Origin of the sequence: Mesorhizobium terrae (genome assembly GCF_008727715.1) — a bacterium.
In the GTDB taxonomy this organism is placed as follows: Bacteria; Pseudomonadota; Alphaproteobacteria; order Rhizobiales; family Rhizobiaceae; genus Mesorhizobium; species Mesorhizobium terrae.
This window is the reverse complement of the sequence record NZ_CP044218.1, coordinates 5,079,775-5,102,429: the sequence shown is the minus strand read 5'-3', so window position 1 is coordinate 5,102,429 and position 22,655 is coordinate 5,079,775. Positions and strand designations below refer to the sequence as shown.

Below are 22,655 nucleotides of genomic sequence, written 5' to 3'. Positions count from 1 at the left end.
ATACTTGAAAAGCGACCGATCACGGCGCACCATGTCTCTGCTTGACGTCGTTGTCCGCCCGACTGTGAGGGGCAGGCGGATCATGCAGAGGAGGACGCCATGACTGTTAAGGCAATTCTTGAGGCAAAGGGCCATGCGGTCGTCACGCTCGGCCCCAACGCGAAACTGGCCGAAGCGATCCAACTTTTGGCCGACCGCCGCATCGGCGCTCTGGTGATCACCAATGGCGATCGCAAGATCGTTGGCATTCTCTCCGAGCGCGATGTGGTGCGGGTCGTGGCCAAGGAAGGCGCGGCGGCGCTGGAACTTCCGGTGCGCGCCGTGATGACGCCGAAGGTCAAGATCTGCAACGCCAACCACACCGTCAACGAGGTCATGGAAATCATGACCAATGGCCGCTTCCGCCATCTGCCGGTGGAAAAGGACGGCTTGCTCGACGGCATCATCTCGATCGGCGACGTGGTCAAGCGGCGCATCGAGACGGTGGAACGCGAGGCCGAGCAGATCAAGGCCTATATCGCGACGGCCTGATTTCTGTCCCTCCCCAAGAGGGACTTGGCGACTGGCGCCTCCCCACGCCGGCGACAGGCCGCGTGGGGAGGCGTTTTCGTTGGATATCAACGATTGTCGAGCTGCGCGCGAACCAGCCTCAGACCCTCACGCGTGATGCGATAAGGCCCGCCATTGCTGGATGCGACGGCACGTTTGCTTTTCAGTTTCTTGAACAGGGTGAGATCGAAGTCCGGATAGCGCCACCCTTCGCGGGTGATGCAATGTGCGAGCTCGATCTTGCCGTTGTCGTCTTTTTCGACGTCGATGCGTCCGCCCCGCGCGAGCAGGTGCAGGATGCGCTGTTCCAAGCGCGATACGTTCATTTGGAAAATTCCCGGAAAACCTGGCCGGCGCGTCGGCCCGAAACCGGAACCGGTTTCGGCAAGCGCGATGCGCAAACTCTGGACGGCCAACAACAAAAACCGCAGCCACGCGAACGCGGCACGGGGTTTCAGGTTTTCACGCCCCGCCTTCAGAGGAAGGTCGGGGCCTTAGCGGGACTCAGACGAAGTAAACATCCACACTCCATGGGATGGAGGGCATATAGGCGAAGTCCGGCAAAAAACCAAGCTGGCCGGAGCGAGCCTATCAAACGCGGACGAAATCAGCCCCGATGATCGAGCCGCGCCACCAGCCGGTCGCCCAGCCACTGAATGCCGCAGACCAGCACGATCAGCACCGCTACCACCGCGATCATGACGCTGGTCTCGAAGCGCTGGTAGCCATAGCGGATGGCAAGGTCGCCGAGCCCGCCGGCACCGATGGCGCCTGCCATGGCGGATGCGCCGACCAGCGTCACCAGCGTCACCGTGAAGCCGGCGACGATACCGGGCAGGGCCTCTGGCACCAGCACTTCGCGGATGATGGTCCAGCGGTTGCCGCCCATGGCGCGCGCCGCCTCGATCAGACCGCGGTCGACCTCACGCAGCGACACTTCAGCGATGCGGGCATAATAGGGCGTCGCCGCGATCGACAGCGGCACGATCGCCGCCCATGTGCCGATCGAGGTGCCGACGATCAGCCGCGTCACCGGGATCAGCGCGACCAGCAGGATGATGAACGGTACCGAACGGAAGCCGTTGATGATGGCACCGAGAACGCGGTTCAGGGCAAGGTTCTCGGCGATGCCGCCGCGCTCGGTGGCGATCAGCGCCAATCCGAGCGGCAGGCCGGCGACGAGCGAGATGAGGCCGGAGGCGGCCGTCATCACAATCGTCTCCCAAAGCGAGCGCAGCAGAAGCTGAAACATGATTTCAGACATAACCGAGCACCTTTGCCCGGGCGCCCCGGGCGGTCAGGAAATCGAGTGATTTGGCGACCTGGCCGTCTTTGGCGGCAATGCCGAGGAACAGGCTGCCGATGGGCTCGCCCTGGACATGGTCGATGCCGCCATGGATGAGGCGGAAGCGGCCGGGAACGGCCGCACCTAGCTCGGCCAGCAGCGGACGCCGCGCGGCATCGCCGGCTACGTCGACGCGCAGGATCGCCTCCCTGCCGGGAACGGGCGAAAGCCTTTCGGCGATCGCGGCGGGAAGCTGCGGGCGGATGCCGCCAAGCAGGCTCTGGGTGATCTCGGATTGCGGATCGGAAAAGACCGACCAGACCGGCCCTTCCTCGACAATGCGACCGGCGTCGATCACCGCGACGCGGTCGGCGATGGAGCGGATCACTTCCATCTCGTGGGTGATCAGCAGGATGGTCAGGCCGAAGCGCTGGTTGATGTCCTTGAGCAGGGCCAGGATGGAGCGCGTCGTCTCGGGGTCAAGCGCCGAGGTGGCCTCGTCCGACAACAGCAGCGCCGGCCCGGCAGCGAGCGCTCGGGCAATGCCGACGCGCTGTTTCTGGCCGCCCGACAGTGACGAAGGATAGGCTTTGGCCTTGGCGGAAAGGCCGACGAGCTCGAGCAGTTCTGCAGCGCGCGCCCGGCGCTCCGCTTTCGGCCGGCCCTCGATCTTCAGCGGCAGGGCGACATTGTCTTCCACTGTCTTGGCCGACAGGAGGTTGAAATGCTGGAAGATCATGCCGATGCGCCGCCTGAGCGGCTGCAGTTCGCCCTCGGAGAGGCGGCTGATCTCGCGGCCCTCGACATGGACCTCGCCGGAATCCGGCCGCTCCAGCCCGTTGAGGCAGCGGATCAGCGTCGACTTGCCGGCGCCGCTGCGGCCGATGATGCCGAGGATTTCGCCCTTGCGCACGGTCAGCGAAACGCCTTCCAGCGCCGGCGTCTCGCCGAAGCGGCGCTTGAGGTCGACCAGGCGCACGACCTCTTCGCCGGCTGCAGGGGCGGGCTGGGCCGGCCGGACGTCGTCGTCCGACAGCTCAGCCGGATCGGGTATTTCCGCCAGGACGTGCTGGTTCACGGGATATCCTTTCAGCTCCACGACTTCCCGCGGCGCCGCATCGAGCGGCTCCATGTCGGACAGCCCGCCACCCCAGGGGCCGCGGGCTGCATGCCGTTCCAGATAGGGGTGCATCGCGCTTAGTAGGCGCTGATGCCGGTGCCCTTGTAGACGCGGTCGAACTCGGCCTTCACGGTCGGGTTCTGGTAGGCGGCGACCAGCGTCTTCACCCATGGCGCGGTTTCATTGCCCTGCTTGACCGCGATGAAGTTGCGGTAGGGGTTGTCGGCGATCGGCTCCTGGGCGATGCGGTTTTCCGGCGTCAGCCCGCTTTTCAGTGCCCAGTCGGTGTTGACGACAGCGGCGTCGAGATCCTCCACCGAGCGGCCGACGATGCCGGCGTCGAGTTCCTTGATGGTGATGCCGCCGGGGTTTTCGGCGATGTCGGCTGTGGTGGCCAGAATGCCGGTGCCATCCTTCAGCTTGATCAGCTTGGCGCCTTCAAGCACGCGCAGGGCCCGGCCTTCATTGGAAGGATCGTTCGGCACGCCGATCACCGCGCCCTTGGCCAGATCGGCCACCTTGGCGTGTTTCTTCGAATATAGGCCGATCGGCCAGACGCCGGTATAGCCCACCCGCACAATGTGATAGCCCTGCGTCTTGATCTGGTTGTCGAGATAAGGCTGGTGCTGGAAGGCGTTGGCGTCGATCTCGCCGCGCTCCAGCGCCTCGTTCGGCTGGGTGTAGTCGTTGAAGACAACGGTCTGGATGATGAGGCCGGACTTCGCCGCCTCGGCGGTGACGACGCGCCAGACATCCTCGTCCTCGCCGGAAATGATGCCGACCTTCACCGCCTTCTTGTCTTCCGCATAGGCGGATGAAGGTGCCGCGAAAGTGACGAGGGCGACAGCCGAGGCAAGCAGCGCCGCAAGGCCGGCGCGGCGGGTGATCCTGGCAGACAGCGGGCCGGATTGGTTTTTCAAAGTGATGGTCATGGCGGTCCTCAATCGAAAAAGCCTTGGGAGGCGAAAAGGGTGGCGGCGCGGAATGCGAAGCCTGTCTTTATCGTTCACAAAGCCGGCTTTCCGTTCAAAGGACCGCTTTGCCCGGCGCATGGTATGTGCGGAATATCGTCTCAAAGATTCCGGCGATCGGAGCAGAACGAACCTCGCCTTCGCAGTTGCGAGATGACGAGGTGCAAAGTTTTTCCTACAAGAGGTGAAGCGAGGCGGAGCTTTCGGCGTCTTGCCTCATGCGGCTGGTTGCGCTAGCCCAAACCGACGATTTTCTCAGCTTCCCGAATACAGGTTCCCATGGCCCTCATCGACACCCGCACGCCCGACGCGAAACGCCTGATCCCCGGCGCCACCGGCGATTGGGAAGTGATCATCGGCATGGAGGTCCATGCCCAGGTGACTTCGGAAGCGAAACTGTTCTCCGGCGCCTCGACCGCCTTCGGTGCCGCGCCCAATGCCAATGTGTCGCTGGTCGATGCCGCCATGCCCGGCATGCTGCCGGTCATCAACGAAGAATGCGTGCGCCAGGCCATTCGCACCGGCCTCGGGCTGAAGGCCGAGATCAACCACAAGTCGGTGTTCGACCGGAAGAACTACTTCTACCCGGACCTGCCGCAGGGCTACCAGATCTCGCAGTTCAAGCAGCCGATCGTCGGCGAGGGCACGGTCATCGTCTCCGTAGGCCCGGACAAGAAGGGCGAGTTCGAGGATATCGAGGTCGGCATCGAGCGCCTGCATCTCGAACAGGACGCCGGCAAGTCGATGCACGACCAGCATCCGACCATGTCCTATGTCGATCTGAACCGCTCCGGCGTGGCGCTGATGGAGATCGTGTCGAAGCCCGACATTCGTTCCTCCGAAGAGGCCAAGGCCTACATCACCAAGCTGCGCACCATCGTGCGTTATCTCGGCACCTGCGACGGCAACATGGACGAGGGTTCGCTGCGCGCCGACGTCAACGTCTCGGTGCGCCGGCCGGGCGAGGGTTTCGGCACGCGCTGCGAGATCAAGAACATGAACTCCATCCGCTTCATCGGCCAGGCCATCGAATATGAGGCGCGCCGCCAGATCGCCATTCTGGAGGACGGCGGCAAGATCGATCAGGAAACCCGCCTGTTCGACGCGGTGAAGGGCGAGACCCGCTCCATGCGCTCCAAGGAAGAAGCGCATGACTACCGCTATTTCCCCGACCCGGACCTTTTGCCGCTGGAATTCGACCAGGCCTATGTCGATGCCTTGGCCAAGGACCTGCCAGAACTGCCGGACGACAAGAAGACGCGGCTGGTCGAGAAGCTCGGCCTCTCCGCCTATGACGCCTCGATCCTGGTCTCGGAAAAGGCGATTGCCGACTATTTCGAGCAGGTGGCGGCGGGCCGCGACGGCAAGACGGTGGCGAACTGGGTCATCAACGACCTGCTGGGCGCCTTGAACAAGTCTGGCAAAGCCATTGAAGAGACTCCGGTTTCGCCGGCTCAACTCGGCGGTGTCATCGACCTCATCAAGGAAGGCACCATTTCCGGCAAGATCGCCAAGGACCTGTTCGAGATCGTCTGGGCCGAGGGCGGCGACCCGAAGGAGATCGTCGAGAAGCGTGGCATGAAGCAGGTCACCGACACCGGCGCCATCGAAAAGGCAGTGGACGATGTGATCGCGGCCAACCCCGACAAGGTCGAGCAGGCGCGCGCCAAGCCGACCATGGCGGGCTGGTTCGTCGGACAGGTCATGAAGGCGACCGGCGGCAAGGCCAACCCGCAGGCGGTGAACGACCTGGTCAAGGCCAAGCTCGGCATCACGGAATAGTCGCCATGTTCGTGCGCACGGCGGGCGAGCGCGACCTTGAGACGATCAGGGCGCTGCTCGCCGAGACATGGCATGCCACCTACGACGCCATTTATGGCGTGGAGGGCGTGACGGCGATTTCCGAACACTGGCACTCCGTGACTTGGCTCAAACAGCTTTTGAGGCAACCGCGTTCGGAATTCATCGTTGCTGACACCGGTGCCGAGCTTGCCGGCGTGGCTCATGCGGTGATGAAGGAAGACGAACTGGTCGAAGTGACGGAACTCGACGTGCGCCCGTCAATGCAGGGCAGGGGCGTTGGTGGCCTGCTGCTGGCCGAACTGGAAGATTCTTTTCCTGAATGCAGGCTGATGCGGCTGGAGGTCGAGGAAAAGAACCAGCGCGCGCGGGACTTCTACCGGGCAAACGGCTTCGTCGAATTTGGCAGGCGCCCCGCCACTCAATGGGTCGACGCCATGATTGTGAGTATGGAAAAGCGGTTGGGGTGAAGGCGCGCCCTGCGTTTTTCTCGCGGGAGCGCGGCGCGCCTGTGGACCTGTCAGCTACAGGTGCAGGAAGGCCGACGCGGCGCCGCGGGCGCGCTGCCTGATCTTTCCCGGCTCAGGCGGTTCGGCAAGGCCGAGCAGCAGCTTCATCAACAGGTCGCCCCACAGCAACGCCAGGAACAGCTCCGTCAAATCGACAGTGTCTCCGACCAGCAGGCCGCGCGACCGCGCCTGTTCCAGGATCGCCGTCAACTCATTGCGCGCCGCCGCCCGGCCAATCGAATCCAACGCCCGCGCGATCTCCGGTGCCCGTTCGGCCTCGGCGATCGCCAGGCGAAAGACGCCCAGCACAACCGGGTCACTGATCTCGCGAAGCAGTCGCTCGCCGAATGCCGACAAAACGTCGGCGAGACTTTCGCGATCATCAAGCTCAGGCGTGCCGGCCAAAGGGCGCATGCGGCCGGCGCGCTCCGATATGCAGGCGACCAGCATGTCGTGCTTGTTGCCGACCAGCGCGTAGAGCTCGCGCTTGGAGACTTTGGCGCGGGTTGCGATCTCCAGCATGCTTGTCTGAGCATAGCCGTGCACGCCAAAGGCCGCGAAGGCGGCGTCGATGATGCGCGCCCGCGCCGGCTTCCGGTCCGCATCATCCGGCGGCGAGGTCTCGGATGCTGTTGCCACGGCGTCCTCCTTGACTTTGGTACCGATGGGTACCATCATAGCGGCCGATGTTGTCGCATTCCATCACTCATGCTGATCGGGCGGTCCCGACGGGAGATGTTTATGTCGCCGGCGACTATTTTCACAATCCAACTCGTCCTCGGCTATGTGCCATGGTTGCTGATATTAGGCACCTATGTGTTGCCGAAACTGAAGTCGATGGACCATTTCCAGGTGCAGCGCGCCATCGCCACGCTGCATAGTTTCCGCTTTTTCGGGCTGGTCTTCATCCTTCCCGGCGTCGTCGGTCCGGATTTGCCCGCAGGATTTGCGCCATCCGCTGCCTATGGCGATTTCATCACCGGGGTGCTGGCCATGGTTGCGCTGCAGGCGGTCCGGGTGCGGCCGCTGTTCTGGCTGTTCGTCGTCGCCTTCAACGTGGTGGGAACGGCCGATCTCATCATCAACTATTATCACGGCGTGCAGCTGGGGCTTCCGGATCGGGCTGGCGCACTGGCTGCTGCCTATTGGGTTCCGATCCTCTATGTACCGGCCTTGATGATCACCCACGTGCTGGCATTCTATCTGCTGGCCCGGCCGCAGCCCAAGACGGCTGAGATCATCGCCGGAGGGTTGGCGTCCTGACGCTCCGGATTGGGCAGAGCCCTCAAATCCCCGTCACCTCGATATTGTCGATGAGCCGTGTCGTGCCGAGCCAAGCCGCGGCTAAGATGCGCCCGGCGCGGTCGCGGCGCCAAGGCGCAAGCGTGTCGCTCTCGCGCGCTTCGACATAGTCGACGCGGCCGAAACCGGCCTCCAGGATATGCAGCCGGGCGGTTTCGAGCGTTTCTCCAGGATCGGCGCCCAGCTGAAGCGCCGATGCGGCGTGGCGCAGGATGGTGTTGAGCTGCCGGCCAACCGCCAGTTCCGCCGGCGAGAGGTAGGCGTTGCGCGAGGACATGGCCAACCCCTGCGCATCGCGCACGGTCGGCGCGCCGATCACTTCGACAGGGATATCGAGGTCGCGGCAGAGCTTCTTCACCACGCAGAGCTGCTGGTAGTCCTTCTCGCCGAAGATCGCGCAGTCTGGCAGCGCCTGCAGGAAGAGCTTGGCCACAACGGTGGCGACGCCGTCGAAAAAGGTCGGGCGGAAGTCCGTCTCGAGCCCGGCCGAGGGGCCGCCAATGGCAATTTTGGCGGCAAAACCGTGCGGATACATTTCCGCCGCCGTCGGCGTGAAGGCGAGTTGCACGCCGGCGTGCGCCAGCCGCTCGAGGTCGGCGGCAAGCTGGCGCGGATATTTGTCGAGGTCTTCGGTCGGCGCGAACTGCGTCGGATTGACGAAGATCGACACCACGCAGCGATCGGCACGTTCCAGCGCGATGCGCATCAGCGAGACATGGCCGTCATGCAGGGCGCCCATGGTCGGCACCATAGCGACGCTCAGGCCCTGGCTGCGCCAATCCCGCACCACGGCGCGAAGATCGGAAACAGTTTCAATGACTTGTGGCTGTTTCATGATTCTGCCTTGCCCTTGGGCTGGAAGACATGTTCGGGGCCGGGGAAGCTGCGGGCGCGCACCTCCGAGCCATAGCGTGCGGCCGCCTCGGCCACGATGTCGCGCAGCACGGCATATTCCTTGACGAATTTCGGCACGCGGTCGACGGTCAGCCCGATGGCGTCATCTATGACCAGGATCTGCCCGTTGCAGACCGCACTCGCGCCGATGCCGATGGTGGGAATGGCGGACCGGCGGGTGATTTCGGCGGCCACCGGTTCCATCGTGCCTTCGATGACCATTGAGAAGGCACCGGCGCGCTCGACCGCCTGTGCATCGGCAAGCAGCGCGGCAATGGCGTCGTCGGTGCCGCCCTTGATCTTGTAGCCGCCGTCCTTCTCCACCGACTGCGGCTGCAGCCCGATATGGCCCATCACCGGGATGCCGGCGCTGGTGATCGCGGCAATCTGCGCCTCCATGTCGACGCCGCCTTCCAGCTTGACCGCGTCGCAGCCGGTTTCGGCGATCAGCCGCCGGGCGGAGGCCAGCGCTTCGGCGGAGGAGTGCTCGTAACTGCCGGCCGGCATGTCGAGCACCACGCAGGCATGGGACGAACCACGCATCACCGCCTGGCCGTGCAGGATCATCATCTCCATGGTGGCACCGAGCGTCGTCTTGTGGCCGTGCAACACCATGGCGACGCTGTCGCCGACCAGGAGAAGATCGACATGCGGATCGAGCAGCCGGGCGATCGGATAGGTGTAGGCGGTCAGGCAAACGATGGGCGTGCCGCCCTTGCGGGCCATAAGCTCGGCAGGCGTGATGCGGGGCGTGGCCGCAGTCGCGTCGGAAGCCATCTTTCTCCTCCCTCGACGGACGGGCGGGGCCTGTCCGAGAGCCCGGCGGACCGGACCTGCTAGGGATACGGAGCGGCTAAGTTTTTTGCAAGTGCGAGATAATTATTGAGCAATTGCGAAAAGATAGACGCTTGCCTTCTCCCGCAAGGGGAGAAGGAGAAGCAGCAACCATCTAAACCCTTGCCTTCCGCCGAGTGGAGCGCCATAAGCAGGCAACCGCATACGCCCGCGAGGACCAGCATGGCAGGCTTTCTGACGCAGTTTTTCACCTGGTGGAACGGCCAGACGCTGGGCACGCGTTTCCACACCTGGCGCCACGGCAAGAAGGTCGGCCAGGACGAGTTCGGCAACGTCTATTACGAAGGCGGCATCAATTCGGACGGCCTGACCCGTCGTTGGGTGATCTATGCCGGAAAGTCGGAAGCTTCGGCGATCCCGCCCGGCTGGCACGGCTGGATCCATCACCGCGTCGACGTTGCGCCGGTCAACGAGACCTACAAGCCGCGCGAATGGCAGAAGCCGTATCAACCGAACTTGACCGGCAGCCCCGCCGCCTACCGGCCGAAGGGTTCCATTCTCGGCACGCAGCATCGTCCCCAGGTGACGGGCGACTACGACGCCTGGACGCCGGGTTCCTGAGCCGGTTTGGGCTCTCGCTATATTCGGGTTCTCGCCACATTTGCCGTTTAGCTGGTTCGCTTCGCCGGAACGCTCTACCTTTGGGCGTCGAGAATCAATTGCCCAAAGACGGGTCGTCCGTATGAAATCTTTCAGCCGCCTTTCGACCGGTGCCTTGGCAGCGATGCTGGCGGTTGCTCACCCGCTTCATGCGAATTCGCAGCAGATGCCCTGGGACCCGCCGGCGAACGAAACGCCGTCCAATGTGCCGTTCCAGGTCCAGCCGGACCCGAATCTCGGTCAGCCCATGCAGGAGCAGCCTGACCAAGGCCAGCCGGCTGAACAAGCCGCTCCGGGTCAGACAGTCAAGCCGCAACCTGCCCAGAACCAGCCCGGCCAAAACCAACCCGCCCAAAGCAAGCCTGCCCAGAACAAGGCGGCCAAGGAACAACCTTCCCACACGCCGGCGGTCGAGCGCGTCGCCAATCCGGTCGCTGAATTCTCCGGCATCGACAAGATCACCGGCCGCATCATTTCGTTCGACGTCTATATCGACGAGACGGTGCAGTTCGGCGCGCTGCAGGTCACCCCGCGCGTTTGCTATTCGCGCCCGGGCGCCGATGCGCCGAAGACCGATTCCTTCGTCGAGGTGGATGAGATCACGCTGGACCGCAAGATCCGCCGCATCTTCACCGGCTGGATGTTCGCCGAAAGCCCCGGCTTGAATGCCGTCGAGCACGCCGTTTATGACGTCTGGCTGAAGGGCTGCAAGCAGAAGTCCGACGTGCCTGCGCCGCAGGCGCCCAACACGCCGTCGTCCGGCGCTCCGGCCAAGGTCAACGCCAAGAAGTAGCTGGCGGCGGCCTGCCGCTACCGACGCGTCGCATGATCAGGTCAGCTCCGCCATGAAGCGCGCGCGGTATTCGGTCGGGCTGATGCCGACATGCCTGCGGAAATGGTGCCGAAGCGTGTAGGCGCTGCCAAAGCCGACGGCTTCGGCGACGTCGTCGATGCTGAGGGGCCGCCGGCACAACAACTGCTTTGCCCATGCGATGCGTTCTTCGACGAGCCAATCGCCGGGCGAGGTTCCGGTCGCGTCGGCGAATCGGCGCACGAAGGTTCGGGCGCTCATCCGGCATTCGGCGGCCATGGCCTCGACGGTCCAGCGCGACTGCAGATTGGCGCGAAGCGTGTCGAGCAGCGGGGCGATCTCCGAGCCCTTGCGGTGAGGCACCGGTCGTTCCAGAAACTGCGCCTGTCCGCCGGCGCGGTGCGCGGGCATTACCAGCCGCCGCGCAACCGAGTTCGCGGCGACGGCGCCAAAATCCTGCCGCACGATCTCGATCATCAGGTCTATGCCCGCCGCGCTGCCGGCGGAAGTCAGGATGCGGTCGTGCTCGCGGTAGAGCGAGGTTTCGTCGACGGTAATGCCGGGAAAACGGCGCCGAAACGGTTCGGCATAACGCCAATGCGTTGTGGCCGTGCCGCCATCCAGCAATCCTGTCGCCGCCAGCACGAAGGCGCCCGAACAGATCGACGCTAGGCGTGCGCCCCTGGAATGGGCATCGCGAAGTCGCCGGCACAACTCCTCGGGCACCGGAGCATCGGCGCCGCGCCAGCCCGGAACGACAATGATGTCCGCCTGCTCGATCAGTTCGGGCGCGCCGTCGGCCACCAGCCTGAGGCCGCCATGGGCGCGCATCGGGCCCTCATCGACCGGGCAACTCGCGAAGCGATACCAGTTCGGGCCCATTTCGGGCCGTGCCAGGCCGAAGATTTCGGCGACGATGCCGAATTCGAACGTGCACAGGCCGTCATACAACAGCGCAACGACGAGCGGTTCGGAAGGGTTTGGCATGATCTTTACGTATATTGTCATTCACGCCATTTGCAAGCCGGCGCGCAGGAGATGACAAGGGGCGGACCAAAGGAGAGACGCCATGCCGAGCTATGTAACCGCCGTGAAGCCGGCGCCAAGCGACCGCGCCCGCGCGCATTTCGTCGCCGAATTCGAGTTTGAAACCGACTGCTGGGATGTTCACGAATCGCTGTCGAAAGGTGCTGATTTCGTACTGCTCGATGTGCGCAGCCCGGCCATGTTTGCGAAGGGGCACGTTCCCGGCGCGATCAACCTGCCGCACGGCAAGATCGTAAGGTCGAAGATGGAGGCGTGGGACGAGGAGACCATCTTCGTCGCCTATTGCTCAGGGCCGCATTGCAACGGCGCTGCGCGCGGCGCCTTGCGCCTTGCCGAGCTCGGAAGGCCGGTCAAGATCATGAGCGGCGGCATCAGCGGCTGGCGGTATGAAGGTTTCGAACTGGCGGCCGGTTCGTGACGGTTCGTTGAGCCAATACGCCGCCTGTGGCAGGAGCAGGGCGCAGGTAACCAGGGGAAGATCGGCCGCGTCCCCGCGGCCGATCTTCAGCGGTCCATTCCTTAGAATGAAATCTTCAGCTGCGACCTGAACCCATTGTCGCGCGCCTTGCCGGCGAACTGGCCGCTATAGGAGACACCGAGCGTGGCAACGGGCGATACCGCAAAATCAACGCCGGCGTCGATCACCGCGGCATTTTCGGCGATCGGCGTGCCCGTTACCGTGAAGGCGCCGCCATTGGCAAAAGCAAGCCCCGACTGCGGAACGACATCGCCAAAGGCATGACGCCAGCCGATCATGCCGCGTGCCGATGCCTTGACATCGCCCAGCGTGAAATCGGTCTCGGCGCGCAAACCAATGGTGGTGAACGTCGCATCTGACGCGGCTGAGCTGGCGGTGAGTGCCGCGGCATTGCCTTTTTCGGTAAAGCCGTCGTTCCGGACGCTGACATAAGCGAGGCCGACAAAAGGTTCGAAATGGAGCGCATCCGTATCGAAGCGGTAGCCGGCCTCGCCGAAGACCTGCGCGGTTCCGGCATCGTAGTCGGCGGCAAGGGCGTCCGAGAACCCGCTAAAGTCGACGGTGCGGGCTGTTTCCAGCTTATGCCTGGTGTAGGCGCCGCCGGCGCGTAGGCCAAACGCCCCCCACTGGCCGCCGCCAAAGACGCCGAGATGGTAGTTGTCGCTATTACCGGACGATGCGCGGGCATCCAAGTCGAAGCTGGTGTGGCTGTAACCGGCAACCAGGCCGGCGCGCCAATGATCGCCGATCGCGGCATCGCCGCCCATCAGCAGCCCTCCGGTGGAGCGATCGAACCTTGCTGTATTGGCGCCGCCGTCCCATCGTCCCCAGGAACCGAAGGCGTCCGCCCAGAGGGCGAGCTTGTCGGGATCCTCAATGGCAATGTCCGTGCCACCGGGGCCGAAGGACATGATCGGCAAGGCGGTCGGGCCTGTATCGCGGGATGTTGCGCGCAGCCGGGCCAACACCGCGTCACGCATGGCGTGGCTGTCCTCCAGGAGCATGCTTTTGATCGAGGCATGCATCTCGCCGGACAAGAGATCGAATGCGCCGCGGGCCGAAGCCGCATCCAGCACCAGCAGGCGGTTGTAGAGCGCCAGTGAGGCTCCCTTCTGCTCAAGCCTGTCCAGGGCGCCTGCCGTGGCGTACTGGTTCTGCGTCTGCGTCACCGTAGTGAAAAGCGGCGGCGCTTCGGGCTTGGGTTTGACGATTGGCGGCACTACCACCACAGGAGGTGTTTTCGTCGCGATCACCAGGGCCACGGCGTTGGCCGTGTGGTTGAGATCAGCCTGGAGAAACGCGGATTTCGACAGAACTGTCGGGTCGAATGTTCCGACTACGCCGCCTGCCGCGGTCAGGATCGTGTAGCTTTGGCCATTCCGGTAGCTGGCCTCGGGATCGAGCGCGGTCACGGAAACGGTGCCGCCCTGCAATATCGCCTTGCCGGTAATGCTCAACAGGTCCGCTGTGCCGCCCCCGCCGATTTCGACGGCATAGACCGACCCGCTTCCCAGCGTGAGATCGCCGGCTACGTGTAGCGTTCCGATGGAATTGCCGGGTGCCACGGTCGCGCCGCTGGTGACGATGGTGGTGCCTAGCGTGCCGTTGCCTTCCAGCAAGGCGCCGGCGCCGACGGTCGTCGCCGCGTTGAAATTGCCATTCACGGAAAGCTCGCCCGCGACGATCTTTATGCCATTGGCAAACGTTCCGCTGCCCGTCAATTTCCAGACACCACCGCTGGAATCGACCTCAAGCGCGGCAATGTTGAGGATGTCGCTGGAAAGCGTGCTGCTGCCTGCACCGGTGAGCCGCAAGGTATTGATGCCCGCTTCGCCGTCTATCTTGCCGTTGACGATCACACCCGTCGCGATCTCGAGTTTGGAATCGCCAGAGCCGAGCTTGATATCGCCCTGAATGTTGCTGCCCTGGCCAAGCTTGAGGTCGAATGTTCCCGAGCCGCCCTGGATGGCGGCCGCCCGGCCCGAAATCGTGGCGTTGCTGACCGTCATGGTGGTCTTGCCACTGTCTCGGAATATCACGCCGACGCCGGTGGCGTCGGTCATGCCGCCGGTGATCGAGCCGCCGCTCACGGCCACGGTGGTATCGCCCTTGGTCAGGACCGAAAGGCCGTGCCGTCCACCTTCGAGCTTGCCAGCAGTTTGCTTGAAGGACGCGACGCCTGTCCCCGTATGCAACGCAACCGCGTGAAGCGTGGTGCCTTGTATCGTGCCGGAGTTGGTGACATCGGCGGTTCCGCCGGAAACGAACATGCCGAGATCTCGCCCCTTGATGAGGCCCGAATTGTCGGCGACGACTGCGCCGTTCACCATCATCACGGAGGAAGTCTGGCTCGTGGCGCCGACAGCGCTATAGGTGCCGGAGTTTATGAAGTTGATATCTCCGGCGCTATAGAATGTCTGGCCTACATTGGTGAATTCGATGGTTCCGGAATTGTTGACGGAACCGCCTTTGCTCATGGTGATGCCGTACGGGTAGCCGTAGTCGTTACCATTGCCTGAGATCGAGCTCTTGTTGATAAAAGTGCCGGGCGCGTTGCCGAAGGCCACGCCGCCTACGATTGTGCCTCGATTTTCGGCGACACCTCCCGCATCGATGTAGATGGCGGCGCCTTTCTGTCCACGGATTATGCCGTCATTCTGGACATTGCCGAGGCTGCTCCGGATTTCTATTCCGGTTTGCGTGCCTTCGACCTGGCCGGTGGACGAGACGTTGACCGTTCCGCCACCGAGAAGCTGAATGGCGTTGTACGTGTCTGCGCCGGGGAGAACCTTGAGGCTGCCATCGACATTGATTGTCCATGTGCCGAACGGAGCGACACTGCCTGTCCAGATGGCGTTGTTGTTGTTGAGAGTGATGGAACCGCTGTTTGTAACGTGGAGGGTTCCGATCGGGCCGGACAACAGAATGGGCACCGTCCGCGGCACTGAAAGCGTGAATTGTGCCGCTGCTTGGGAAGCCCACATGGCGGTGGAAATGGCGACAACGGACGCCGTTGCGATCACGCCTGATCGCCCAAATGCTTTGTACTGCAAAATGCCCCCTGCCGGAATTTACGGGTCACCAGCCGGTGTATTCAATCCACCGACGCCCGAATTCCGATTGTTGTTTGAAACCCACCCAGTCCCGTGACCATAGGTAAGCGTGCGCTAAAAAGATAGCCCATCTGCTTGAAATGCCCGGCTTTTTTGATTTGGTCCAACATCGGGGCATCAATCGAACCAGCCGAAATGCCAGGTGCTAGAAGTCGGCGCGACCCTGCAAGGCGGCGGCCAGCATCTTCTCGTAGCGGGCGCGTGGCACGTCGACGGCGCCGAAGCGCTTCAGGTGCTCGGTGGTGAACTGGGTGTCGAGCAGGGCAAAACCGCGCGCGTTCAGCCTTTGCACCAGATGGACAAGGCAGATTTTCGAGGCGTCGGTCTCGCGCGAAAACATGCTCTCGCCGAAGAAGACGCGCCCCAGCGACACGCCATAGAGCCCGCCGACCATTCGGCCTTCCTGCCAGGCCTCGACCGAATGGCAATGCCCCATCTCGTGCAGTTTCACATAGGCTTCGCGGATCGGCGCATTGATCCAGGTCGACTGGCGCACTTGGCGCTGTTCGGCGCAGGCATCGATGGTCGCGGCAAGGTCGTGGTCGAAGCGGATGTCGAAGGGTGCCTTGCGTATCGTCTTGGCAAGGCTTTTCGGCACATGGAAATCGTCGAGCGGAATGATGCCGCGCGTTTCCGGCCGCACCCAGAACACCTCCGGATCGTCGGCGCTCTCGGCCATCGGGAAGACACCCGAGGCATACGCCTTGAGCAAAAGGTCGGTCGGGATGCGATAGCCGGGCGCGAAGGGGCGAGTCATTGGGCCTTTATAGCGCGCCTGGTGCATGGCCTTCGAGATGTCGAAAAGTGCGATGCCGCCAGTCTCGCCGGGAGGAAGATGCCCTTCTCCCGTAAAAGAGAAGGGCCTGCCATTTTTTACTCGGCCGTGGCTGCCAGGTACTTTTCCAGCCAGTGGATGTCGTAGTCGCCATTGGCGATATCGGCATTGCCGACCAGGTCGCGGAACAGCGGCAGCGTCGTCTTGATGCCGTCGACCACGAATTCGTCGAGCGCGCGGCGCAGCCGCATCATGCATTCGACGCGGTTGCGGCCGTGCACGATCAGCTTGCCGATCAGGCTGTCATAGTAGGGCGGGATCTTGTAGCCCGAATAGACGCCGGAATCGACGCGAATGCCCAGGCCGCCGGGTGTATGGAAATGCGTGATCGTGCCGGGCGATGGCGTGAAGGTGCGCGGGTCCTCGGCGTTGATGCGGCACTCGATGGCGTGGCCGTTGAACTTGATGTCCTCCTGCCGCACCGAAAGCCCGCCGCCGGAAGCGACGCGGATCTGCTCGTGCACCAGGTCGATGCCGGTGATCGCTTCCGTTACCGGATGCTCCACCTGCAGGCGGGTGTTCATCTCGATGAAGTAGAATTCGCCGTTTTCGTAGAGGAATTCGATGGTGCCGGCACCCGAATAGCCGAGATCGGCGACCGCCTTGGCGCAGATGCCGCCGATGCGGGCGCGGGCTTCCTCGTTGAGGGCAGGCGAGTTCGCTTCTTCCCAGACCTTCTGGTGACGGCGCTGCAGCGAACAGTCGCGCTCGCCGAAATGCACGCCATTGCCAAAACCGTCGCCGAACACCTGCAATTCGATATGGCGCGGCTTCTCGAGATATTTCTCGATATAGACCGCGTCGTCGCCGAAGGCCGCGCCCGCTTCCGACCGGGCCGTGGCAAGCGCCACTTCCAGATCGTCTTCCGTGCGCGCCACCTTCATGCCGCGTCCACCACCGCCGGCTGAGGCCTTGATGATGACCGGGTAGCCGATCTCGGCGGCCACGCGCTTGGCTTCCTTTTCGTCGGTGACCGCGCCTTCCGAACCTGGAACGACCGGGATGCCGAGGCGCTTGGCAGTGCGCTTGGCCTCGATCTTGTCGCCCATGATGCGGATATGGTCGCCCGAGGGGCCGATGAAGGTGATGTTGTGCGCCGCCAGGATGTCGGCGAACTTGGCGTTCTCCGACAGGAAGCCATAGCCCGGATGCACGGCATCCGCACCGGTGATCTCGCAGGCGGCGACGATCTGATGGATGTTGAGGTAGCTGTCGCGCGACGGCGGCGGGCCGATGCACACGCTCTCGTCGGCAAGGCGCACATGCATGGCGTCGGCGTCGGCAGTGGAGTGCACGACAACGGTCTGGATGCCGAGTTCCTTGCAGGCGCGCAGGACCCTCAGTGCGATTTCGCCGCGATTGGCGATCAGGATCTTCTGGATCATTCCGTCCGTCCCCGCGCCTTACTCGATCACGACGAGCGGCATTCCGTATTCGACCGGCTGCGCGTCCTCGATCAGGATCGCCGTCACCGTGCCGCCGCGCGGCGACGGGATCTGGTTCATGGTCTTCATGGCTTCGATGATCAACAGCGTCTGGCCTTCCTTCACCTTCTGGCCGATCTCGACGAAGGGCTTGGCGTCGGGCGAGGGGGCGAGATAGGCGGTGCCGACCATGGGCGAGGGGACCGCGTTCTTGGAAACATCGGCCGGGCTTGCCGCTGCCGCCGGCGCAGCGGCGGTTGCCGCGGCCTGCTGGGCAATCATGGGCGCCGGCGCCGCGATGGCGTGAACCGCCGGTGCATGGCGCGAGACGCGCAGCTTCAGATCGCCGAGCTCGACTTCGATCTCGGTTAGATTGGTGTCGTTCAGGATGCCCGCGAGATCGCGGATCAGTTGCTGATCAACACCGGTTTTCTTCGTCGTCATGTCCGACCCTTCTTTTGTCTTTCCGCTCATATGCGAGCGGCAAGCGCCTGCAGCGCCAGCGTGTAGCCAAGCGGCCCGAAGCCGCAGATCATGCCCACGGCGTGCGGGGCGATCCTGGACACATGCCGGAACGGCTCGCGCGCGTGGATGTTCGAGAGATGCACTTCCACGACGGGCAACGGGGCAACGCCCCTGATGGCGTCGTGGATGGCGATCGAGGTGTGAGTGTAGGCGCCGGCATTGATGACGACGCCGGCCGCAAGCTCGCCCGCTTCCTGGATCCAGTCGACCAGATGGCCTTCATGATTCGACTGGCGGAAGTCGACGGTCAGCCCGAGTTCGGTTCCTACCTTCACGCAATCGGCGGCGATGTCGTCCAGTGTCTTGTCGCCATAGATGGACGGCTCGCGTTTGCCGAGCATGTTGAGGTTGGGACCGTTGAGGACGAAAACCGTTTTCAAAAAAATGGCACCTTTCCCCGCGCCGAACGTAGCCGGCGCGCCGGACCTCTATAATGGGCATAACCGGCCGCGAAAAGAGCGCAAGTGCGTTCTTGCCCTGTCCACAGCGCGAACGCGCCGCTTCCGGACGGACTGGCCCGCCCGGCTACGGCGCGGAGACGCTCTACAGCGTCGGCTTGGCCGTCTTGATCTTCTGCTCCAGAACATCGGCACCGAGCGCGCCGAACACGACCTCGTTGCCGATGACATAGGAAGGCGTGCCGGTGATCGCCAGCTTGTTGGCGAGATCATAGGTCTTGGCGAAGCGCTCGATGATCGCCGGGTCCTTCATCGCTTCGCGCAGCTTGGCCTCGTCGGCGCCCAGCGAAACCGCGACCTTGATGGCGACGTCCTCGGTGGCGCGGGTCTGGCCGCCGAGCAGCTCCAAATGGAATTCGCCGGCCTTTTGCGGCATCAGCTTCTGGAAAGCCTGCGAAACGACGTGCGCCTTCTGCGAATCCGGGCCGAGGATCGGGAATTCCTTGAGCACGAAACGCAGGTCCGGATTGGTCTTGGTGAGCGCAGCCATGTCGGACATGGCGCGTTTGCAGAAGCCGCAATTGTAGTCGTAGAACTCGACGATCGTCACCTTGCCCTTCGGATTGCCGACGACGGTGTCGAAGGCCGAATTGAAGATCGCGTCCTTGTTTTCCTTGATGACGCCGAGCGCCGCGAGCTTCTGCTCGTCCTTCTGCTTGGCCTCCAGCGCGTCCTGCACTTCGAGCAGGATTTCCGGGTTCTTCAGGAGGTAGTCGCGCACGATCTCCTCGACCTGAGCCTTGTCGAGTTTGGTGTCGGCAAGGGCCGGGCGGGTGGCGCTGGCGGTGAAGCCGACGGCAAGGGCGGCGAAGGCGGCAACCGCCCCGACGGTGCCGAGCAAATGGGTCTTGTTCATGGTCGTCTTTCCTCTCGCCTGTCTTGGCTTGCGCCGGTCCTGTTCAGGATATGGTGGGCGCTTCAGTTGGAATCCTTTGGCAGCGCCTTGGCGCCGATGATGTCCTGGGCACGCACCCAGGCCGGTTCGCCGGGCTTGAGCAGCTTCTGTGCTCGCATGGCGAAGATCTTGGCGTCCTTGCTGGCGCCTTGGTAATAATAGCCTTCGGCGGTCGCCAGTTCGGCCCGGCCCACTTCGCCGAGCTCGCCATAGGCCTGCGCCAGGAAGCGGTAGCCGGCGGCGTTCTCGCGGTCGCGTTCGAGGCCGCTGGAAATCTGCGCGACGGCCTGTTTCAGGGTTTCGGGCGTGCGTTGCGCAAGCAGCGCCTGGCCGTAGGAGACCGACAGCAGGCCCGATTTAGCCGGGTCGAGGCTGACCGCCTTGGAATAGGCCGCCGCCGCTTCCTTCGCCCGGTTGGCCTTCATCAATATGTCGCCGCGCAATTCGTAGAGATACGGGTTCTTCGGCTGGCCCTTGAGCAGGGCGTCGGTCTTCGACAGAGCCGAATTCGGATTGCCGGTCAGATAGGTGGTAATGGCGTCGCCATACTGGATGGCGACCGTGTCCGGGTTCTTGCGCAGAAGCCGCGACGTTGCTGCCTGGCCCTGGGTGAAGGCGGCGATCTTGACCCGCATCATGTCATGACGCTGCTGCAGGCCCGGCGCGTCCTTCTTGTCCAGATAGGGGCTCTTGGCGACCAGTTCCTGCAGGTTGGCGATGCGTTCCTGCGGCATCGGGTGGCTGATGCGGTAAGGGTCGACGCGCGCGCCGGAGAGCGACAGCGCGCTCTGGAAGCGCTTGAAGGTCTTCAGCATGCCGGCGCCGGACTGGCCGGTGGCGTTGAGGTAGGTGATGGCGGAGCGGTCGGCGGTTATCTCCTCGCTGCGCTGATAGGCAAGCAGCGAACGCTGCGCCATCTCGGTGCCGCCGGTGGCGAGGCCCATGCCGGCGCCCGCCAGGCCGCGGCTGTCGGTGGCGGCACCGGCAACCAGCGCGCCGGCGCCGAGCAGGCCGGCGACAATCGCCATGGTCTTGGCGCGTTCGAGCTGGTCGCGCAGCCGCTGCTGGTGGCCGCCCGCGATGTGTCCAGTTTCGTGCGCCAGAACGCCGATCACCTCGTTCGGCGTCTCCGCCTGCATCAGCGTGCCGGTGTTGATGAAGACGCGGCGGCCGGCGACGAAGGCGTTGAAGCTCGGATCGTTGACCAGCACGATCTGCAGGCCGGCATTGGAGAGCCCCGCCGCCTTGAAGATCGGCTTGGCATAGTCGCGAACCAGCGCTTCGATCTCGGCGTCGCGCACCACCGGCACGTTCTGGGCGAAGGCGGAGACGGTGCCGGTCAAGGCCACCGCCGTGCCGAGCGCCAGCGTCATCAGGGCACGCGCAGTCCTGGCGATCCTCGGTCCCGGTCGTGAAAGGCTCAGCATGATGTGTACACTGGTAGACGAGGCAGTTGACGATGAAAAGGCGGCGGGCGAAAACTTACCGAACTTGTGATCCCCATCAATCGGGCAATTGTGCGGCGTACGCTCGGCCAGTCCGACGTGTACTGCAGCGACTGCCGCCGGGAGTTGTCGTTAACAATGGTAGTTTCGCTTTCGCGGCGCGGTGACGTCGAGCCTTTCCACGCCATGGACGTCCTCGCCGGTGCCAATCGGCTGATCGCGCAGGGCAAGGATGTCATCTCGATGGCTGTCGGCCAACCGTCCGATCCCGCCCCGGCAATCGTGCGCGAAGCGGCGGCCGCGGCCCTTAAAGCGGGTCGCATCGGCTATACCGACGCGCTTGGCCTCGCCGCGCTGCGCCGTGCGATCGCAGCGCATTATGGTGAGCATTACGGGCTCGACGTGGCGCCGGAACGCATTGCCGTCACCACCGGTTCCTCGGCCGCCTTCAACCTGGCATTCCTGGCGATGTTCGATGCCGGCGACCGCGTCGCCATCGCCGCGCCTGGCTATCCGGCTTATCGCAACATCATGGCGGCACTCGGCATCGAGGTGGTGGAGATCGAGCTGGAGGGCGCCGCTTATCTGCACGCCGAGCATCTGCGCGCCGCGCACGCCGACAAGCCCTTGAAAGGCGTGCTGTTCGCCAGTCCGGCCAACCCGACCGGCGCCGTCATCCCGGCCGACGCGCTGAAGGAGCTGGTCGAGACGGCCGACACGCTCGGCATCGCGGTAATTTCCGACGAGATCTATCATCGGCTTGCCTATAATGCGCCCGACACCACGGCGCTGGCATTCGGCCGCGACGTCACCGTGATCAACTCCTTTTCCAAATATTATTGCATGACCGGCTGGCGCATCGGCTGGATGGTGCTGCCGCAGCCACTGGTCAGGCCGGTCGAGCGCATCGCCCAGAGCCTCTACATCTCGGCGCCCGAACTGTCGCAGGTTGCCGCCATCGAGGCGTTCAAGGCGACGGCGGATCTGGAGGCGGTCAAGGCCCGCTATGCCTGGAACCGCGAATTGCTGATGAAGCGGCTGCCGGAACTCGGCTTTGCGCTGGCGGCGCCCATGGACGGTGCCTTCTATGCCTTCTGCGATGTCTCGCGGCTGACCAACGACAGCATGGCGTTCGCCGGGCGCATGCTGGGAGAGGCCCATGTCGCCGCAACGCCTGGCCGCGATTTCGACCTCTTGCAGGGACACCGCACCATGCGCTTTTCCTATGCGGGAAGCCATGACGAGATCGTCGAGGCGGTCAGTCGGCTAGAGCGCTGGTTGAAATAGGCAAGGGGGCTCTTCGCCGTCTTCGTTCACGATTTCGCGACTGGGCGGGAACGGCCGGTGCACTTGCGCGTTGTTATGCAGGCAACAACTCATGGAGGCACAAATGCGCGCCATGAACCTTATAACCCTCATCCTGGTCATTCTCGGCGGCCTGAACTGGCTGGCCGTGGGCGTCGTTGGCTACGACGTTCTCGGTACGCTGTTCGGAGGTAGCGGCGGCGCTGCGGCCCGTCTGGCTTACGTGATCGTAGGCCTGTCGGCCGTGTGGCAGCTGATGCCGTTCGTGCAGGCCTTCAGCGAGGGCGAGGTTTCGGCGGAGCGCCATATCCGCCATCACTGACAGTGTGCGACGACGAAAAAGGGCGACGGCATTCGTGCCGTCGCCCTTTTGCTGTTCATGTCTCAAAGCCGCGATCGACGGAAGCGGCTGGCTTCCGTCACGCTAGCCTTGC

Annotated in this window: 23 protein-coding genes and 1 pseudogene; 9 read left to right on the top strand and 15 right to left on the bottom strand. The window is 63.7% G+C overall.

The window, feature by feature from the left end:
* The first annotated feature begins 99 nt into the window (after positions 1-99).
* Positions 100-531, top strand: coding sequence for a CBS domain-containing protein (locus tag FZF13_RS25710; protein WP_024926555.1), 432 nt, complete (start codon positions 100-102; stop codon positions 529-531).
* 86 nt (positions 532-617) lie between these two features.
* Here FZF13_RS25710 and FZF13_RS25705 read toward each other — a convergent pair whose 3' ends face one another.
* The 4 genes from FZF13_RS25705 to FZF13_RS25690 form a co-directional block, all read right to left on the bottom strand.
* The gene (locus FZF13_RS25705) at positions 618-875 is read right to left on the bottom strand and encodes a YjhX family toxin (protein ID WP_024926554.1); all 258 of its coding nucleotides are present in this window, start codon (positions 873-875) and stop codon (positions 618-620) included.
* A 281-nt stretch (positions 876-1,156) separates the two neighbouring features.
* Positions 1,157-1,813 (bottom strand): methionine ABC transporter permease, encoded by a 657-nt coding sequence (locus FZF13_RS25700; protein WP_024926553.1) that lies wholly within the window; start codon positions 1,811-1,813, stop codon positions 1,157-1,159.
* Entirely contained in the window at positions 1,806-2,912 is a 1,107-nt protein-coding gene (locus FZF13_RS25695; protein WP_373426397.1) for a methionine ABC transporter ATP-binding protein, read from the bottom strand. The genes FZF13_RS25700 and FZF13_RS25695 overlap by 8 nt, the downstream gene beginning before the upstream one ends.
* A 119-nt stretch (positions 2,913-3,031) precedes the next feature.
* Positions 3,032-3,886: a MetQ/NlpA family lipoprotein gene (locus FZF13_RS25690; protein ID WP_137900465.1), complete on the bottom strand. Its 855-nt coding sequence runs from the start codon at positions 3,884-3,886 to the stop codon at positions 3,032-3,034.
* A 318-nt stretch (positions 3,887-4,204) separates the two neighbouring features.
* On the opposite strand from FZF13_RS25690, the gene gatB reads away from it, so the two are divergent.
* On the top strand, positions 4,205-5,707 hold the full coding sequence (gene gatB, locus FZF13_RS25685; protein ID WP_024926550.1) for an Asp-tRNA(Asn)/Glu-tRNA(Gln) amidotransferase subunit GatB: 1,503 nt from the start codon (positions 4,205-4,207) through the stop codon (positions 5,705-5,707).
* Positions 5,708-5,712: 5 nt separating this feature from the next.
* Positions 5,713-6,195: a GNAT family N-acetyltransferase gene (locus tag FZF13_RS25680; RefSeq protein WP_024926549.1), complete on the top strand. Its 483-nt coding sequence runs from the start codon at positions 5,713-5,715 to the stop codon at positions 6,193-6,195.
* A 54-nt stretch (positions 6,196-6,249) separates the two neighbouring features.
* Here FZF13_RS25680 and FZF13_RS25675 read toward each other — a convergent pair whose 3' ends face one another.
* On the bottom strand, positions 6,250-6,873 hold the full coding sequence (locus tag FZF13_RS25675) for a TetR/AcrR family transcriptional regulator (RefSeq protein WP_051504842.1): 624 nt from the start codon (positions 6,871-6,873) through the stop codon (positions 6,250-6,252).
* Between the two features lie 102 nt (positions 6,874-6,975).
* Here FZF13_RS25675 and FZF13_RS25670 point away from each other — a divergent pair, with 102 nt between their 5' ends.
* Positions 6,976-7,497: a hypothetical protein gene (locus FZF13_RS25670; RefSeq protein ID WP_024926548.1), complete on the top strand. Its 522-nt coding sequence runs from the start codon at positions 6,976-6,978 to the stop codon at positions 7,495-7,497.
* Between the two features lie 22 nt (positions 7,498-7,519).
* Here the strand turns inward: FZF13_RS25670 and panC are convergent, their stop codons facing one another.
* The gene (gene panC / locus FZF13_RS25665) at positions 7,520-8,371 is read right to left on the bottom strand and encodes a pantoate--beta-alanine ligase (RefSeq protein ID WP_024926547.1); all 852 of its coding nucleotides are present in this window, start codon (positions 8,369-8,371) and stop codon (positions 7,520-7,522) included.
* Positions 8,368-9,207, bottom strand: a complete 840-nt coding sequence (gene panB / locus FZF13_RS25660) for a 3-methyl-2-oxobutanoate hydroxymethyltransferase (RefSeq protein WP_024926546.1) — start codon at positions 9,205-9,207, stop codon at positions 8,368-8,370. Before panB ends, panC begins: the two co-directional genes overlap by 4 nt.
* Positions 9,208-9,447: 240 nt before the next feature.
* Between panB and FZF13_RS25655 the strand changes: the two genes are divergently transcribed.
* Both FZF13_RS25655 and FZF13_RS25650 read left to right on the top strand, forming a co-directional pair.
* On the top strand, positions 9,448-9,846 hold the full coding sequence (locus FZF13_RS25655; RefSeq protein WP_024926545.1) for an NADH:ubiquinone oxidoreductase subunit NDUFA12: 399 nt from the start codon (positions 9,448-9,450) through the stop codon (positions 9,844-9,846).
* Positions 9,847-10,249: 403 nt separating this feature from the next.
* A pseudogene (locus FZF13_RS25650) lies at positions 10,250-10,678 on the top strand (DUF2155 domain-containing protein); the annotation flags it as partial.
* Positions 10,679-10,714: 36 nt separating this feature from the next.
* Here the strand turns inward: FZF13_RS25650 and ftrA are convergent.
* Positions 10,715-11,704, bottom strand: a complete 990-nt coding sequence (ftrA, locus tag FZF13_RS25645) for a transcriptional regulator FtrA (RefSeq protein WP_051504840.1) — start codon at positions 11,702-11,704, stop codon at positions 10,715-10,717.
* 61 nt (positions 11,705-11,765) lie between these two features.
* On the opposite strand from ftrA, the gene FZF13_RS25640 reads away from it, so the two are divergent.
* Positions 11,766-12,161 (top strand): rhodanese-like domain-containing protein, encoded by a 396-nt coding sequence (locus FZF13_RS25640; RefSeq protein ID WP_024926542.1) that lies wholly within the window; start codon positions 11,766-11,768, stop codon positions 12,159-12,161.
* A gap of 101 nt (positions 12,162-12,262) precedes the next feature.
* On the opposite strand, the gene FZF13_RS25635 is transcribed toward FZF13_RS25640, so the two are convergent.
* The 7 genes from FZF13_RS25635 to FZF13_RS25605 all read right to left on the bottom strand — a co-directional run bounded on the left by FZF13_RS25635 (position 12,263) and on the right by FZF13_RS25605 (position 20,898).
* Positions 12,263-15,244 (bottom strand): autotransporter outer membrane beta-barrel domain-containing protein, encoded by a 2,982-nt coding sequence (locus tag FZF13_RS25635; RefSeq protein WP_024926541.1) that lies wholly within the window; start codon positions 15,242-15,244, stop codon positions 12,263-12,265.
* A 235-nt stretch (positions 15,245-15,479) separates the two neighbouring features.
* Positions 15,480-16,091, bottom strand: a complete 612-nt coding sequence (gene aat / locus FZF13_RS25630) for a leucyl/phenylalanyl-tRNA--protein transferase (protein WP_024926540.1) — start codon at positions 16,089-16,091, stop codon at positions 15,480-15,482.
* A gap of 116 nt (positions 16,092-16,207) precedes the next feature.
* A complete protein-coding gene (accC, locus tag FZF13_RS25625) occupies positions 16,208-17,554 on the bottom strand; it encodes an acetyl-CoA carboxylase biotin carboxylase subunit (RefSeq protein ID WP_024926539.1) in 1,347 nt (448 codons plus the stop codon).
* An 18-nt stretch (positions 17,555-17,572) separates the two neighbouring features.
* On the bottom strand, positions 17,573-18,037 hold the full coding sequence (accB, locus tag FZF13_RS25620; RefSeq protein WP_024926538.1) for an acetyl-CoA carboxylase biotin carboxyl carrier protein: 465 nt from the start codon (positions 18,035-18,037) through the stop codon (positions 17,573-17,575).
* A gap of 26 nt (positions 18,038-18,063) precedes the next feature.
* On the bottom strand, positions 18,064-18,498 hold the full coding sequence (aroQ, locus tag FZF13_RS25615) for a type II 3-dehydroquinate dehydratase (protein ID WP_024926537.1): 435 nt from the start codon (positions 18,496-18,498) through the stop codon (positions 18,064-18,066).
* Positions 18,499-18,661: 163 nt separating this feature from the next.
* Complete coding sequence (locus FZF13_RS25610) at positions 18,662-19,432, bottom strand: DsbA family protein (RefSeq protein ID WP_024926536.1); 771 nt, start codon at positions 19,430-19,432, stop codon at positions 18,662-18,664.
* 62 nt (positions 19,433-19,494) lie between these two features.
* Complete coding sequence (locus FZF13_RS25605; protein ID WP_081766972.1) at positions 19,495-20,898, bottom strand: M48 family metalloprotease; 1,404 nt, start codon at positions 20,896-20,898, stop codon at positions 19,495-19,497.
* 156 nt (positions 20,899-21,054) lie between these two features.
* On the opposite strand from FZF13_RS25605, the gene FZF13_RS25600 reads away from it, so the two are divergent.
* Both FZF13_RS25600 and FZF13_RS25595 read left to right on the top strand, forming a co-directional pair.
* Positions 21,055-22,203 (top strand): pyridoxal phosphate-dependent aminotransferase, encoded by a 1,149-nt coding sequence (locus FZF13_RS25600; RefSeq protein WP_024926534.1) that lies wholly within the window; start codon positions 21,055-21,057, stop codon positions 22,201-22,203.
* A gap of 112 nt (positions 22,204-22,315) precedes the next feature.
* A complete protein-coding gene (locus FZF13_RS25595) occupies positions 22,316-22,543 on the top strand; it encodes a DUF378 domain-containing protein (RefSeq protein ID WP_373426398.1) in 228 nt (75 codons plus the stop codon).
* The last annotated feature ends 112 nt before the right edge of the window (positions 22,544-22,655 follow it).